Annotated in this window: 15 protein-coding genes; 13 read left to right on the top strand and 2 right to left on the bottom strand. The window is 64.9% G+C overall.

All coding sequences use genetic code 11. The annotated features are described in order from the left end of the window. Positions 1–87 (bottom strand): DUF2061 domain-containing protein (locus IRZ12_RS17540; RefSeq protein ID WP_367181572.1); only part of this gene is annotated, 87 nt, incomplete at its 3' end. Between the two features lie 99 nt (positions 88–186). Here IRZ12_RS17540 and cmk point away from each other — a divergent pair. From cmk to cysM, 9 genes are all read left to right on the top strand, one after another. Continuing rightward, on the top strand, positions 187–867 hold the full coding sequence (gene cmk / locus IRZ12_RS02605) for a (d)CMP kinase (RefSeq protein WP_296463778.1): 681 nt from the start codon (positions 187–189) through the stop codon (positions 865–867). 119 nt (positions 868–986) lie between these two features. Beyond that, positions 987–2,696, top strand: coding sequence for a 30S ribosomal protein S1 (rpsA, locus tag IRZ12_RS02600; RefSeq protein WP_296463776.1), 1,710 nt, complete (start codon positions 987–989; stop codon positions 2,694–2,696). A 194-nt stretch (positions 2,697–2,890) separates the two neighbouring features. Beyond that, entirely contained in the window at positions 2,891–3,193 is a 303-nt protein-coding gene (locus tag IRZ12_RS02595) for an integration host factor subunit beta (protein ID WP_296463774.1), read from the top strand. 188 nt (positions 3,194–3,381) lie between these two features. Continuing rightward, positions 3,382–3,705, top strand: a complete 324-nt coding sequence (locus tag IRZ12_RS02590; protein WP_296463772.1) for a lipopolysaccharide assembly LapA domain-containing protein — start codon at positions 3,382–3,384, stop codon at positions 3,703–3,705. Between the two features lie 12 nt (positions 3,706–3,717). After that, positions 3,718–4,992: a lipopolysaccharide assembly protein LapB gene (gene lapB, locus IRZ12_RS02585; RefSeq protein ID WP_296463770.1), complete on the top strand. Its 1,275-nt coding sequence runs from the start codon at positions 3,718–3,720 to the stop codon at positions 4,990–4,992. A gap of 126 nt (positions 4,993–5,118) precedes the next feature. Next, positions 5,119–6,066, top strand: a complete 948-nt coding sequence (rfaE1, locus tag IRZ12_RS02580; protein ID WP_296463768.1) for a D-glycero-beta-D-manno-heptose-7-phosphate kinase — start codon at positions 5,119–5,121, stop codon at positions 6,064–6,066. A gap of 14 nt (positions 6,067–6,080) precedes the next feature. Then, positions 6,081–7,070, top strand: coding sequence for an ADP-glyceromanno-heptose 6-epimerase (rfaD, locus tag IRZ12_RS02575; protein WP_296463766.1), 990 nt, complete (start codon positions 6,081–6,083; stop codon positions 7,068–7,070). Positions 7,071–7,227: 157 nt separating this feature from the next. Next, positions 7,228–7,623 (top strand): DUF655 domain-containing protein, encoded by a 396-nt coding sequence (locus IRZ12_RS02570; RefSeq protein ID WP_296463765.1) that lies wholly within the window; start codon positions 7,228–7,230, stop codon positions 7,621–7,623. A 28-nt stretch (positions 7,624–7,651) separates the two neighbouring features. Further along, positions 7,652–8,557 carry a cysteine synthase CysM gene (gene cysM / locus IRZ12_RS02565; protein ID WP_296463762.1) on the top strand — a complete coding sequence of 302 codons (906 nt, stop codon included), beginning with the start codon at positions 7,652–7,654 and terminating at the stop codon, positions 8,555–8,557. Here cysM and mltB read toward each other — a convergent pair. Further along, positions 8,530–9,741, bottom strand: a complete 1,212-nt coding sequence (mltB, locus tag IRZ12_RS02560; RefSeq protein ID WP_296463781.1) for a lytic murein transglycosylase B — start codon at positions 9,739–9,741, stop codon at positions 8,530–8,532. The genes cysM and mltB overlap by 28 nt on opposite strands. Before the next feature lie 143 nt (positions 9,742–9,884). On the opposite strand from mltB, the gene IRZ12_RS02555 reads away from it, so the two are divergent. From IRZ12_RS02555 to IRZ12_RS02540, 4 genes are all read left to right on the top strand, one after another. Further along, on the top strand, positions 9,885–10,805 hold the full coding sequence (locus IRZ12_RS02555) for a histone deacetylase family protein (RefSeq protein WP_296463759.1): 921 nt from the start codon (positions 9,885–9,887) through the stop codon (positions 10,803–10,805). Between the two features lie 189 nt (positions 10,806–10,994). After that, positions 10,995–11,744, top strand: coding sequence for an electron transfer flavoprotein subunit beta/FixA family protein (locus IRZ12_RS02550; protein WP_296463756.1), 750 nt, complete (start codon positions 10,995–10,997; stop codon positions 11,742–11,744). 2 nt (positions 11,745–11,746) lie between these two features. After that, complete coding sequence (locus tag IRZ12_RS02545) at positions 11,747–12,676, top strand: FAD-binding protein (RefSeq protein WP_296463754.1); 930 nt, start codon at positions 11,747–11,749, stop codon at positions 12,674–12,676. A 141-nt stretch (positions 12,677–12,817) separates the two neighbouring features. After that, the gene (locus tag IRZ12_RS02540) at positions 12,818–14,614 is read left to right on the top strand and encodes an acyl-CoA dehydrogenase (RefSeq protein ID WP_296463753.1); all 1,797 of its coding nucleotides are present in this window, start codon (positions 12,818–12,820) and stop codon (positions 14,612–14,614) included. Positions 14,615–14,621: the final 7 nt, after the last annotated feature.

The raw sequence follows: 14,621 nt of genomic DNA, 5'->3' as shown, positions 1-14,621 counted from the left end.
GCTGATGGCGACGCTGCCGGTGATAATGTAGGCCACGCTGAAGGAGGTGACGAGGTGCAGGCCGCCGAAAGCCAGGGTCTTGGCCATTGCCGCGTTCCTTTTTGTTGATGAGAATGGTTCGTATTTTGATTGCTGTGGTCTAAATACGCCAGTTGATCGATTTAAAACTATTGATAGGTTTTTTGAATGACGGCCAAGACGGTTCCCGTAATCGCCATTGACGGCCCTACCGCTTCCGGCAAGGGGACCGTTGCTGCGCGGGTTGCCGCGCACCTGGGGTGGCACATGCTCGACAGCGGGGCGTTGTACCGGCTCACGGCCCTGGCCTGCCTGGAACAGGGCGTGTCGCCCGCCGACGTGGAAGGGGCTGCCCGGGTGGCGGCGGAGCTGGACGTGTGCTTCGGTGCCACAGGCGTGAGCCTGGCGGGGCGAAATGTGAGCGAGGACATCCGTCGCGAGGAGGTGGGCAATCTCGCCTCCCAGGTCGCCGCCCTGGCGCCGGTGCGGGCTGCGCTGCTCGACCGGCAGCGTGCTTTCCGGCAGCCTCCCGGGCTGGTGGCGGACGGGCGCGACATGGGAACCGTTGTGTTCCCGGACGCTGACCTCAAAATATTCCTAGTAGCGAGCGTGGAGGCGCGGGCCGAGCGACGCTATAAACAGTTGATCGAAAAGGGGTTTTCGGCTAACCTCTTAACCCTTTTGCGTGATTTGGAAGCGCGCGATGCACGCGATACGCAACGGGCCACGGCGCCTTTGGCCGCGGCGCCGGATGCGTTGGTGCTGGACTCCTCCCACTTATCGATTGACGAGACGGTGGCGCAGGTTCTTGCGTGGTGGCAGGAGCGCGCATCCTTGGCTGGCGCCTGAAGGCGCTGCCAGAACGTGTAGGCCCTCAGCTATGAGGTTTTGCAACTCCACCGATTGGTGCGGTGTCAGGTCGAATGTCTCGGCCGCCCCCATGAGGTGCGTAACCCGGTAACACATACATGTCTTCGGTTTCCCAAAATCTTGCCGGCGAAGAAAGCTTTGCCGCCCTGTTCGAAGAAAGCATCAAGCGCCAGGAGATGAAATCCGGCGAAGTCATCACCGCCGAGGTGGTGCGCATCGACCATAACTATGTCGTGGTCAATGCCGGCCTGAAGTCCGAGGCCTTGATCCCCATCGAGGAGTTCCTCGACGACAAGGGCGAGCTCGAGGTTTCCGAAGGCGATTTCGTTTCGGTCGCCATTGATGCGCTCGAGAACGGCTACGGCGACACCGTGCTGTCCCGCGACCGCGCCAAGCGCCTGGCGGCATGGCTGCAGCTCGAGAAGGCCCTGGAGTCCGGCGAGCTCGTCACCGGCACCATCACCGGCAAGGTCAAGGGTGGCCTGACTGTCATGACCAACGGCATCCGCGCCTTCTTGCCCGGCTCGCTGGTCGACCTGCGTCCCGTCAAGGACACCACCCCGTACGAAGGCAAGACCCTCGAATTCAAGGTCATCAAGCTCGACCGCAAGCGCAACAACGTCGTGCTGTCGCGCCGCGCCGTGCTCGAGGCCAACATGGGCGAGGAGCGCCAGAAGCTGCTCGAGACCCTGCACGAAGGTGCCATCGTCAACGGCATCGTCAAGAACATCACCGACTACGGTGCGTTCGTCGACCTCGGCGGCATCGATGGCCTGCTGCACATCACCGACCTCGCATGGCGCCGCGTGCGCCACCCGTCGGAGGTCCTGTCCGTCGGCCAGGAAATCCAGGCCAAGGTCCTCAAGTTCGACCAGGAAAAGAACCGCGTCTCGCTGGGCGTCAAGCAGCTGGGCGAAGATCCGTGGGTCGGCCTGGCTCGCCGCTATCCGCAAGGCACCCGCCTGTTCGGCAAGGTGACCAACCTGACCGACTACGGTGCGTTCGTCGAGGTGGAAGCCGGCATCGAAGGCTTGGTCCACGTATCCGAGATGGACTGGACCAACAAGAACGTGGATCCCAAGAAGGTCGTCACCCTGGGCGACGAAGTGGAAGTCATGGTGCTCGAGATCGACGAGGATCGTCGCCGCATCTCGCTGGGCATGAAGCAGTGCCGTCCCAACCCGTGGGAAGAGTTCGCGATCAACCACAAGCGCGGCGACAAGGTCCGCGGTGCCATCAAGTCGATCACCGACTTCGGCGTGTTCGTGGGCCTGCCTGGCGGCATCGACGGCCTGGTGCACCTGTCCGACCTGTCGTGGAGCGAGCCCGGCGAAGAGGCCGTGCGCAACTTCAAGAAGGGCGACGAGGTCGAGGCCGTGGTGCTCGGCATCGATACCGAGAAAGAACGCATCTCGTTGGGCATCAAGCAGCTGGAAGGCGATCCGTTCAACAATTTCGTCGCTACCCATGACAAGGGCGCCATCGTCCAAGGTACGGTGAAGTCGGTCGAACCCAAGGGCGCGGTCGTGACCCTCTCGGTCGACGTCGAAGGCTACCTGCGCGCTTCCGAGATCTCCTCGGGCCGCGTGGAAGACGCTACCACCGTCCTGAACGCCGGCGACAACATCGAGGCGATGATCCTGAACATCGATCGCAAGACCCGCTCGATCCAACTGTCCATCAAGGCCAAGGACAACGCCGAGACGGCCGAGGCCATCCAGCGCATGTCCGACGCCAGCGCCTCTTCGGGTACCACCAACCTGGGCGCTCTGCTGAAGGCCAAGCTCGATCAGCGCGAAAACGGGTAATTTCCGCCCCTGTCGGCCGCGTCGCCGCTCCATGGGGCGGCGACGAGTGGCTGGCGGGCCCGGCCAGGCCTGGTAAGCCTGGAGTGCTCTGAGGCCCATGGGGGAACGGCGTTCTTTCGAGGGGGGCTTTGTTCTTTCGAAGCAAAGCCTTGTAGTTCGCGCCATTGGCAGTTCGCATGAGGTCCGAGAACTCCATGACGAAATCCGAGTTGATCGCCCGATTGGCCGCCCGGTATCCGCAGCTAGTCGCCAAAGATGCCGATTACGCCGTCAAGACCATTCTCGACGCTATGGCCCAATCCCTTTCGGAAGGGCAGCGAATCGAGATTCGCGGTTTCGGTAGTTTTTCGCTGTCCAAGCGTCCGCCGCGCATCGGGCGCAATCCCAAATCCGGAGAAAAGGTGCTCGTGCCCGAGAAACGGGTGCCGCATTTCAAGGCCGGCAAGGAATTGCGTGAGCGGGTAGACATCGCCGCTCAGGAGCCTTCCAGCCGTTGACCCAACCGGCCGTGCGGCCCGCAATGGAACCACCCCGCCTCGGCGGGGTTTTTCTTTGTCCGCATATCCATCCCCCCATGTGCGCGGGCGCGGTGCGGATTCCGGCCTGGGGCAGGCATGCGAGGTGCGCCGGGGATGGGCTCAATTACAATTCCAATTCCAATTCCTCTGCCACCTGGAGTTTCGACATGCGATATCTCGTCTGGGCACTGCGGCTCGTGGTATTCGTGGTAGTCCTGCTGTTCGCGCTCAAGAATACCGACCGGGTGAATGTGTATTTCTTTGCCAATCACCTCATCAGCGAAGTGCCGTTGATCGTGGTCATGTTGGCGAGCTTCGTGGTAGGCGCCATCTTCGGCTTGTTGTTGACCGTGCCGGGCGTGCTTCGGCGGCGGCGCGAGATGGCTGCGCTCAAGCGAGAAGTCGAGCAGCTCAGGGCGGCCGGGCAGGGCGCTGCCTCGGCAGACGCCCCGCCGTCACCGGACGCGGTGCTCCCCTCGACTCCCTTGTAAGGCCGTTACGACGTGGATTTCGAACCCTGGTGGCTGATCGCCATCCCCTTGTTATTTGGATTGGGCTGGATCGCGGCTCGCGTAGATATCCGCCAGATGCTTTCCGAGCATCGCAGCGTGCCGGATTCTTATTTTCGCGGCCTCAATTTTCTGCTGAATGAACAGCACGACCGGGCCATCGATGCCTTCATCGAAGTCGCCAAGCTCGATCCGGAGACCATAGAGCTGCATTTTGCGCTCGGCAGTTTGTTTCGCCGCCGGGGCGAAATCGAACGCGCCATACGGGTGCACCAGAACCTGCTGCAGCGCGCCGACCTTCCGGACAACCAGCGGGAGCAAGCTTTGCACGAGCTGGCGCAAGACTATCTGCGCGCTGGCATGCTGGACCGCGCCGAGGCGGCTTTCGACCAACTCAAGGGCACGCGTTTTGCCCCCGATGCGTTGCGGGCGCTGATCCGCATCCACGAAACCGAGCGGGACTGGCCCCGTGCGATCCAGGCGGTCCAGGCCTTGCAGGGGTTGATCGACGAGCCCGTGCCGCAGGCTGTCCATTTCCACTGCGAGGCGGCGGCCGCCGCGATCGCATCGGGCGATCTCGAAGGTGCATATGCCGCGCTGGACGCCGCCACCCATGCGTCGATCCAGGCGGCGCGCGGTAGCGGCGATTCGCCGCACGTCCGCGTGTCGATGATGCGGGCCGACTTGGCCAAGCGGGAAGGGGATTTGCGCACGCAGCTGCTCCACTTGGAGTCGGTGCTTTCCTCCCATCCCGAATACGCCGGCCTGGTGGCCGAACCGTTCCTCGCGAACCACGAGGCGCGGGGGACGCTCAACGAAGGCTTGGAGAAACTCCAGGCGCACTACGCCCGCTATCCCTCGCTGGATTTGTTCAATGCCATTTTCCAGGCCTTGCGCCGCCAGCGCGGCTTGAACCAGGCATGGAATTTCGCGCGCGCCGCGCTCCAGCGCAATCCCTCGCTATTGGGGCTCGATCGCCTGCTGGAAGCCCAGGTGAGCGGCGAGAAGACGGCCCAAGCGGCGGCGGGGCAGCAGGCGGCGGCCAACGTCGTGACGCTCAACAATCCGCAGTCCGAGGCCGCATCGCCGTGGACGCCGGCGGATGATGCTGTGCTGATGCGCAGCCTGATACAAAAGCATACGCAACGCTTGGATCGTTATGCCTGCCAGGCATGCGGCTTCAAGGCGAAGCGGTTTCATTGGCAATGCCCCGGCTGCAACGCTTGGGATACTTACGCGCCTAAACGGCTGGAAGAACTCGATGGATAGACATGGCCCCCATTACGCCCTGAAGGGCGCTCCCGAGAATGCGGAGCGGACACGGAGGCGCCGCCTGCTGGATTGCTCCGGCACCTCCCCGGCGACGCAGGGGGGCCTCGAATGACCGGGGCAGCCATGGGCGCATTTCCCTCCGATGCCCAGCGCGCCGCCGCGCGCGTGCTGGTGGTCGGGGACGTGATGCTGGACCGTTATTGGTTCGGCGAAGTTCACCGTATTTCTCCCGAGGCGCCGGTGCCGGTCGTGCACGTGTCGCGCAGCGAAGACAGGCTGGGCGGGGCTGCCAACGTGGCGCGCAACGCCGCCGCGCTCGGGGCCCGGGTTACCCTCGTCGGCGTCGTCGGGGACGATGAGTCCGGGCGCGTCATCGCGCGCTTGTGCGAGGGCGATGGCGTCATCGCGGACCTCGTGACGGACGCCGCCGTGCCCACTACGATGAAGATGCGCGTGCTGGGCAGGCAGCAGCAATTGCTGCGGGTGGACTTCGAACAGTATCCGACCCGCGGCGTGCTGGCCGAACTGGCCGCCCGGGTGGCCGTGCACCTGGCGGACCACGACGTGGTCGTATTTTCCGACTATGCCAAGGGCGTGCTGACCGAAGTCCAGGATTTGATTGCGCTTGCGCGGGCTCGTGGCGCCGTCGTGCTAGTCGATCCCAAGGGCGACGACTACAGCCGGTATAGGGGTGCTACCCTGGTGACGCCCAACCAGTCCGAAATGCGCGAGGCGGTCGGGCGTTGGCGCGACGAAGCGCAACTGACCGAGCGCGCGCAGCACTTGCGCACGGCCTTGGACCTGGACGCGCTGCTGGTGACGCGTTCGGAACACGGCATGACCTTGTACACGGCCGAAGGCAGGGACCACGTGGATGCGCAGGCCAGGGAAGTCTTCGACGTATCGGGTGCCGGAGACACCGTCATCGCTACGCTGGCGGTCATGCGCGCCGCCGGCCTGGACTTGCACACGGCCATGCGATGGGCCAACCTGGCAGGCGGCATCGTGGTCGGCAAGTTGGGTACATCGATCGTGACCCCGGCGGAATTGCGCGCCGGCGTTGCGGCCTAGCAGAGGGTTTTGCCATGATCATCGTAACGGGAGCGGCCGGATTCATCGGCAGCAATTTGGTCAAGGGCCTGAACGCCCGCGGCGAGCGCGACATCATCGCGGTCGACGACCTGCTCGAAGGCGACAAATTCGTCAACCTCGTCGACTGCGACATTGCCGACTACCTGGACAAGAACGATTTCCGCCGGCGGGTTGCCGAGGGAAGGCTGCCCAAGGTCGACGCCATCCTGCACCAAGGCGCGTGCTCGGACACCACTGAGCGCAATGGCCAGTACATGATGGACAACAATTACCGCGTCACGCTCGAGCTGTTCGAATATGCGCAGCAGGCCAGGATTCCTTTCCTGTATGCCTCGTCGGCGGCGGTGTACGGCGCCGGGCCGGTGTATGCGGAAGATCCTGCGAACGAAAAGCCGCTGAACGTCTACGGCTATTCCAAGTTCTTGTTCGACCAGGTGTTGCGGCGCAGGCTGGGCTCGCTCACCGCACCTGTGACCGGCCTGCGCTATTTCAACGTGTATGGCCCGCGGGAACAGCACAAGGGGCGCATGGCCTCGGTGGCATTCCACAACATGAACCAGTTCCTCAAGGAGGGACACGTGCGCCTGTTCGGCGGGTGGGACGGCTATGGCGACGGAGAGCAGCAGCGGGATTTCATCTCGGTGCACGACGTGGTCGCCGTCAACCTGCATTTCCTCGACCATCCCGTTTCTGGAGTGTTCAACTGCGGGACGGGGCGGGCACAGCCTTTCAATGACGTGGCCATGGCGGTGGTCAACACGCTGCGCCAGGAGCGTGGGGAGGCACCGTTGCCGCTGGCGGAACTCGTCGCGCAAGGCCTGATCCGCTACATCGAGTTTCCCGAGGATTTGAAGGGGCGCTACCAGAGCTACACCCAGGCCGACGTCACCAAGTTGCGCGCGGCCGGTTTCACCGCACCGATGCGCGACGTGCAGGTAGGGGTGTCGGAATACATCCGGGAGCTGCGCGGCATGGTGTCCTGAGCGGGCAGGCACGCCCGCTACGCGTTTTCCCGCTAGGACTTCGGAGTTCGCGCGTGCGCCTGGACGTGCGTGCGAGGAGCAAGCTTGCAGTGTCCGGAACGCGAGCCGGATGCAGGGTGGCCGTCCGGCCACCTGCAATATTGCACGGAGTCCGACCATGAATCCATTTCTCGATCCCACTCGGGCCGAGCCCGATCCCCGGCCATTCCGCTTGCGCGGGGCGCGCCGCTATGCCGGCCGCGTCGCCCTCGCTGCGGGGCTGGGGTTCGGGGCGGTCGCCGCCGCCGGCGCGGTAGACGTGAATACCGCCACCCAGAGCCAGCTCGAAGCCGTGCGGGGCGTCGGCCCCAAGACAGCTGCCGCCATCGTGCAGGAGCGTCGCCGGGGCGGTCCGTTTTCATCTTTCCAGGACCTAGCCGAGCGCGTACGAGGCCTAGGGGAGAAACGCCTGCAGAAGCTGCGCGCGGCGGGATTGACCCTCGATCGGCAGGGCGGCGCGGGGCCTGCGATGATGATCAATATTCCTCCGGGAAGTAAGGGTAAAAGGAATTAAATTCTTCGGCTGGATTATGATGGGGCGCATGAAAAGCTATCCCACCATTGAACAGACCATAGGCAATACGCCGCTGGTCCGCCTACAGCGCATCCCGGGCGAGGGCAACGCCGCGCGCGGCAACGTCATCCTCGCGAAGCTGGAAGGCAATAATCCGGCTGGTTCCGTCAAGGACCGTCCCGCGCTCTCCATGATTGCGCGCGCCGAGGCGCGGGGCGAGATCAAGCCCGGCGATACGCTGATCGAGGCCACCAGCGGCAACACAGGCATTGCGCTGGCGCTGGTGGCTGCCATTCGGGGCTATCGCATGATTCTCATCATGCCAGACAACCTTTCCCTGGAGCGGCGCGCGGCGATGACGGCCTATGGCGCGGAATTGATCCTCACGCCTGCGTCGGAGGGCGGCATGGAATATGCCCGCGACCTCGCGATGAAAATGCAGGCCGAGGGCAAGGGCAAAGTCCTGGACCAGTTCGCGAATCCGGACAATCCGCAGGCGCACGTCGAAACGACCGGGCCCGAAATCTGGCGCGACACCGACGGGCAAATCACACATTTCGTGAGTGCCATGGGCACGACCGGCACGATCATGGGCGTCTCGCGCTATCTCAAGGGCCGCAATCCCGGCATCCAGGTTGTGGGCGCACAGCCCTCGGAGGGCTCGCAGATCCCTGGCATACGCAAATGGCCGCAGGCGTACCTGCCCAAGATCTACGATCCCAGCGCGGTCGATCGCCTTGAGTACGTCTCTCAGGCCGAGGCCGAAGCCATGGCGCGGCGCCTGGCGGCCGAGGAGGGCATCTTCGGCGGGATTTCGTCGGCAGGGGCCCTGGTGGCGGCGCTGAAAGTTGCTGAAACCGTCGAGAATGCCACCATCGTTTTCATCGTTTGCGACCGTGGCGACCGTTATTTATCGACCGGCGTATTCAACTGACCGACGCGTAGCCGGCTTGCCACGCGGTTCCGGCGCTCCAGCTCCACGGCCAGGTCGGTGACCGAGGCGGCGTAGAAATAGCTCCGGTTGTATTCGGTCAGGACAAAGAAATTCGGTGCAGCCACGCGGTATTCGGTCGTGCCGGTGGCGCCATCGTAAAGATCGATCACGCCGAGCGGCCAGCTTTGCCATTCGTCCGACATGCCGGGGACGCTGGGCGCGCGGGCGCCGGCAGCACGCAACTGTTCCCAGGTGAGCGTGGGCTTAAGGCCTCCGTCGACGAGCGCTGCGGGGTCGGCGGGTAGCGAGATGGGCAGGAATACCGGTTGCTCGCGCCGCCAGCCGTGCTCGACCAGGAAGTTGGCGACGGAAAGTATGGCATCCGCTGGACTGCCCAATAGGTCGATGCGGCCATCCCCATCGCCATCGACGGCGAACTTGCGCAGGCTGCCGGGCATGAATTGCGGCAGGCCTATCGCGCCCGCATAAGACCCTTTCACTGCCAGCGGGTCCTGGCCGGTTTCCTTGCACCAGACCAGGAACTGCGCGAGCTGCTCGCGAAAGAAGGTGCTGCGGTCGGTGCGCGCCTGGGGTGGGTAGTGGAAAGCCAGCGTCGACAAGGCGTCGATGACGCGGAAGTTACCGGTAATGCGACCGTAAAAGGTCTCTACGCCGATGACGCTTACGATGATGGATGCCGGAACGCCGTAGCGCGCTTCGGCGAGCGCCAGCGTACGGGCGTGCGCTTCTTGGAAGGCGATTCCTTCCCGGATGCGCCGGCTCTCGACGAACCGCGAGCGATAACGGGGCCAGCTGCGCATGGTGGGGGATGCGGGCGGCAGTACGAGTCTGGCGATGGTCTCGGAGTATCGGGCACGCTCGAGCAGGGTGGCGACTTCGGCCGGGTCGAGGCCGCGGCTCGCCATCTCGGCTGCGAACACCCGCTTGGGGTCCGGTTGCGGAATCTGGCCTGCGGCCGGCCCGGGCGCTGGTTCGACGGCGGTGCCCGGCGCCGGGCCGGTGGCAGGGAGCGGTACGGGAACGGCGGCTGGCGGTGGGGAGCTGTCCTGCAAGGGACCGGCGATCGCATGCGCAAGCCCCGGTGCGGGACGCGCAGATGCCGCGGGAGCCGGCGCGGCGGCCGGCGTGGGTGGTTTCGTACCACAGCCCCAAAGGCCGAGCATGGCGAGCAAGAGGGCGCCGGATCGGCGAGTTTGCAGGAAGCGGCGTTGCGGGTTCACGCGTAAGATTTCCGTCGAAGCGATATCGATAGCATGATGCTGCCGACTGTTCGGTTTCGATGCAAGTCGAGCGCATAATGGAGCCCATGGCGACGCTTATCTTTACGCATCCGGCCTGCAAGCAGCACGAGATGGGGGCGGGGCATCCGGAGTGCCCGGCGCGGCTGGATGCGATCTCGGACCAGCTGCTGGCCTCCGGCGTGGCGGCCCACTTGCTTGAGCGTGAGGCGCCGCGCGCTACCCAGGAAGCGCTGCTGCGGGTGCATACGGCCGAGTATCTGGCGTCGCTTGCGGCGCGCGCGCCGAGTCAGGGGTACGTCGAACTCGATCCCGATACGGCAATGAATCCCTATTCCTACGTTGCTGCGCTGCATGCCGCGGGCGCGGCGGTTGCGGCCGTGGACGCCGTCTTGGCGGGCGAGGGCGAGGCCGCGTTCTGCGCCGTGCGCCCTCCGGGCCATCACGCCTGTCCCGATCGCGCGATGGGTTTCTGCCTGCTCAACAACGTGGCGATCGCGGCGCGCCATGCCATTGCCAGGCACGGCTTGGAGCGCGTGGCGATCGTGGATTTCGATGTTCATCACGGCAATGGCACCGAAGCCGCGCTGGCGGGCGACGAGCGCATCCTGATGTGCGGATTCTTCCAGCATCCGTTTTATCCCTTCAGCGGCCTCGAGCCGTTGGGGAGCAATATGCTCAACGAGCCCGTGGCGGCCTACACGGAGGGTTCGGCCATACGCGATTTGGTATCTTCCAAGTGGATGCCGCGGCTGGATGCGTTTCGGCCGCAACTGGTGCTGGTGTCGGCCGGGTTCGACGCGCACCGGGAGGATGACCTCGGGCGCCTGGGGCTCGTCGAGGCAGATTACGCGTGGATGACCGAGCAGCTCTCTGAATTGGCGCGCCGCCACGGTGCGCGCGTGGTGAGCTGCCTGGAGGGCGGTTACAACTTGTCCGCGCTGGGCCGCAGCGTGACCGCCCACATCCGCGCGCTGGCCGGCATATGAGCGCCGAGCACGGCACTGGGCGTGCCGGCCAATGGCACCACCCCGCGAGGTCCGTATTTACCCGTATCCCCGCGAGAAAAGCGGCGCCGTCCGATTCCCTCTATAATCAAACGATTGCCTGTTCCGCACGCGGAGTCGCCTGCGGTCGCGCCTGGCTAAGCCGGTTCACTTAAACGAGGTTGCAAGCATATGAAGGTGTTAGTGCCAGTCAAACGAGTGGTTGACTACAATGTGAAGGTCCGGGTGAAGTCGGATCAGACAGGCGTGGACATCGCGAACGTGAAAATGTCGATGAACCCGTTCGACGAAATCGCGGTGGAGGAAGCGACGCGCTTGAAGGAAAAGGGCGTCGTGACCGAGATCGTGGCGGTGTCGTGCGGCGTCGCACAGTGCCAGGAAACCCTGCGCACGGCCATGGCGATCGGCGCCGATAGGGCAATCCTGGTCGAAACCCAGGAAGAGCTGCAGCCGCTGGCGGTGGCCAAGCTGCTCAAGGCCCTGGTCGACAAAGAGCAGCCGCAACTCGTGATACTCGGCAAGCAGGCCATCGACGACGATGCGAACCAGACCGGCCAGATGCTGGCCGCGTTGCTCGATTGGCCCCAGGCGACCTTTGCCAGCAAGCTGGAACTGGCCGACGGCAAGGCCACGGTGACCCGTGAAGTGGACGGCGGCCTCGAGACGGTGGCGCTCGCGCTGCCTGCGGTGGTGACCACGGACCTGCGGCTCAACGAACCGCGGTACGTGACCCTGCCCAACATCATGAAGGCCAAGAAGAAGCCCTTGGACACGGTCAAGCCTGAAGACCTGGGCGTGGACGTCAAGCCGCGCCTGAAGACGTTAAAGGTCACCGAGCCGCCTGCGCGCAAGGCGGGCGTGAAAGTGGCCGACGTGGCCGAGCTGGTCGACAAACTCAAGAACGAAGCGAAGGTGGTGTAAAGATGGCGATACTCGTCGTAGCGGAACATGACAATGCCCAGCTGCGTGGCTCGACGCTGAATACGATTACGGCGGCGCAACGCCTGGGCGGCGAGGTGCACGTCCTGGTGGCCGGCTCCGGCGTGGCCGGCGCGGTTCAGGCAGCGGCCCAGGTGGCGGGTGTGGCCAAGGTGCTGGCGGCCGATGGCGCGCCGCTGGCCGAAGGGTTGGCCGAGAACGTGGCCGCGCAGGTGTTGGCGGTCGCCCAGGGATACAGCCACATTCTTTTCCCCGCCACGGCCTACGGCAAGAACGTGGCGCCGCGCGTGGCCGCGAAGCTGGACGTTGCACAGGTCTCGGACATCATCGGCATTGAGTCCGCCGACACTTTCGAGCGGCCCATCTACGCGGGCAACGCCGTCGCGACGGTGCAGTCCTCGGACCCGGTCAAAGTAATCACCGTTCGCACCACGGCGTTCGATGCGGCCGGGGCCACTGGCGGTTCGGCCGCCGTGGAGAACGTGCAGGCCGTGGGCGATAGCGGCAAGTCTTCGTTCGTGGGCCGTGAGGTGGCCAAGACCGACCGGCCTGAACTGACTGCGGCCAAGGTGGTGGTGTCGGGCGGACGCGGCATGGGCAGTGCCGAGAACTTCAAGTTGCTCGAGCCGCTGGCCGACAAGCTCGGCGCGGCGATGGGCGCATCCCGTGCCGCGGTGGACGCCGGCTATGCCCCCAACGACTGGCAGGTCGGGCAAACCGGCAAGATCGTGGCCCCGCAGCTGTACATCGCCGTGGGGATATCGGGCGCCATCCAGCATTTGGCCGGGATGAAGGATTCCAAGGTGATCGTGGCGATCAACAAGGATCCCGAAGCACCCATCTTCGGCGTGGCCGACTACGGCTTGGTGGCGGATTTGTTCACTGCCGTACCCGAACTGACCAACGCACTCTAGCCCTAGACGCGACCATGCGTCCCCGAGGGACCGGCGGGCGTGGGTGAGGCCCGCCCCGCGGCGTTCCCGGGGCGGGCCGCGCGACGGCGCTTCCAGCCGGTTTCTCGCGCGGCCTCGGTGAGTTTTCGACCGGAGGTTTCCATGGCTTATGCTGCTCCCTTGCGGGACATTCGATTCGTGCTTCACGAATTGGCCGGCTTGGAGAAGGTGCGTCAATTGCCCGGCGGCGAGGAAGCCAGCCCGGAGTTGGTCGATGCGATCCTGGACGAGAACGCCAAGCTGCTCGAAGACGTGATCGCGCCGCTGAACCGCGACGGCGACCTTCGGCCGCCTTCCTGGAGCGACGGCATCGTGACGTCGTCGCCGGGCTTCAAGGAGGCGTTTCGCAGTTTCGTCGGGGGCGGCTGGCAAGGGCTTCAACACCCCATTGAGTACGGCGGCCAAGGCCTGCCCAAGCTCGTGGCGACCCCGTGCATGGAGAATCTCAACGCGGCCTGCCTGGCGTTCGCCCTGTGCCCATTGCTCACGGACGGCGCCATCGAAGTGTTGCTGGCGGCCGGCAGCGAAGAGCAAAAGCGCCGGTTCATTCCCTCCATGATCGACGGCTCATGGACGGGCACCATGAACCTGACCGAGCCACAGGCAGGTTCGGACCTTTCGCTGGTGCGGACGCGGGCGGTACCCCAGGCCGACGGCACTTACCGCTTGTTCGGGCAAAAAATCTTCATCACGTATGGCGAGCACGACATGGCACAGAACATTGTGCACATGGTGCTGGCCAGGGTTCCGGACGCCCCGGAAGGCGTGAAGGGGTTATCGCTATTCATCGTGCCCAAGTTCCTCGTCAACGACGACGGTTCGCTGGGCAAGCGCAATGATGTCTGGTGCGCATCCATCGAGCACAAGCTGGGCATCAAGGCCAGCCCGACCGCCGTCCTGCTCTACGGCGAGGGCAAGGGCGAGGTGGGTGCAGGCGCGGTGGGTTACCTCATCGGAGAGGTCAATCGCGGGCTGGAGACCATGTTCATCATGATGAACGCGGCCCGGTTCGCCGTGGGCATCCAGGGGGTTGCCTTGGCCGAGCGTGCCTATCGGCATGCGGCCGCCTATGCCAAGGAGCGCGTCCAGAGCCGCGCCGTGGAGGGGTCCGCCGGGCCGGTGGCCATCGTCCATCATCCCGACGTGCGCCGCATGTTGCTTACCATGCGCACCCTGACTGAGGCGGCCCGGGCGGTGGCGTACGTGGCGGCCGGCGCGCACGATTTCGCGCACCGGCACCCCGATGCGGAAGTGCGCCGGCGCAACCAGGCCTTCTACGAGTATATGGTTCCCATCGTGAAGGGCTTTGCGACCGAGATGGCGGTGGAGGTCGCGTCGTTGGGCATCCAGGTGCACGGCGGCATGGGCTTCATCGAGGAGACGGGGGCTGCGCAGTATTACCGTGACGCGCGCATTCTCTCGATATACGAGGGCACCACCGCCATCCAGGCCAATGATTTGGTCGGCCGCAAGACGGCGCGCGACGGCGGCGCCATGGCCATGGCCATCATCGGGCTGATGCGCGAAACCCTCGCCGAGCTGGACGCCGAAGGCAGCTTGAGCGAATTGCGCACGCAGTTGGCCGAGGCGGTGGGCGCCTACGAGGACGTAGTGCGCTTCGTGGCCGAGCGCTACCGAGGCGACGTGCGCGAAGTCTATGCGGGCAGCGTGCCCTACCTGATGCTGGCGGGCTATGCCCATGGGGGATGGCAGATGGCCCGCGCGGCGCTTGCCGCCCAGCGCAAGATCGCCAAGGGCGACGTCGACGACTTCTACCCGGCCAAGCTCGCCTCGGCGCGGTTCTATTGTGCGCACCTGTTGCCGCGCGTAGAGGCCTTGCGCCGCGAAATCCTCCATGGGGCGACGAGCACGCTCGCCATGCCGGCGGATGCGTTCTGACGCCGGC

It is taken from the genome of Pigmentiphaga sp., assembly GCF_019689535.1.
Taxonomy (GTDB): domain Bacteria; phylum Pseudomonadota; class Gammaproteobacteria; order Burkholderiales; family Burkholderiaceae_B; genus Pigmentiphaga.
This window is presented reverse-complemented; position numbering and strand designations above follow the sequence as displayed.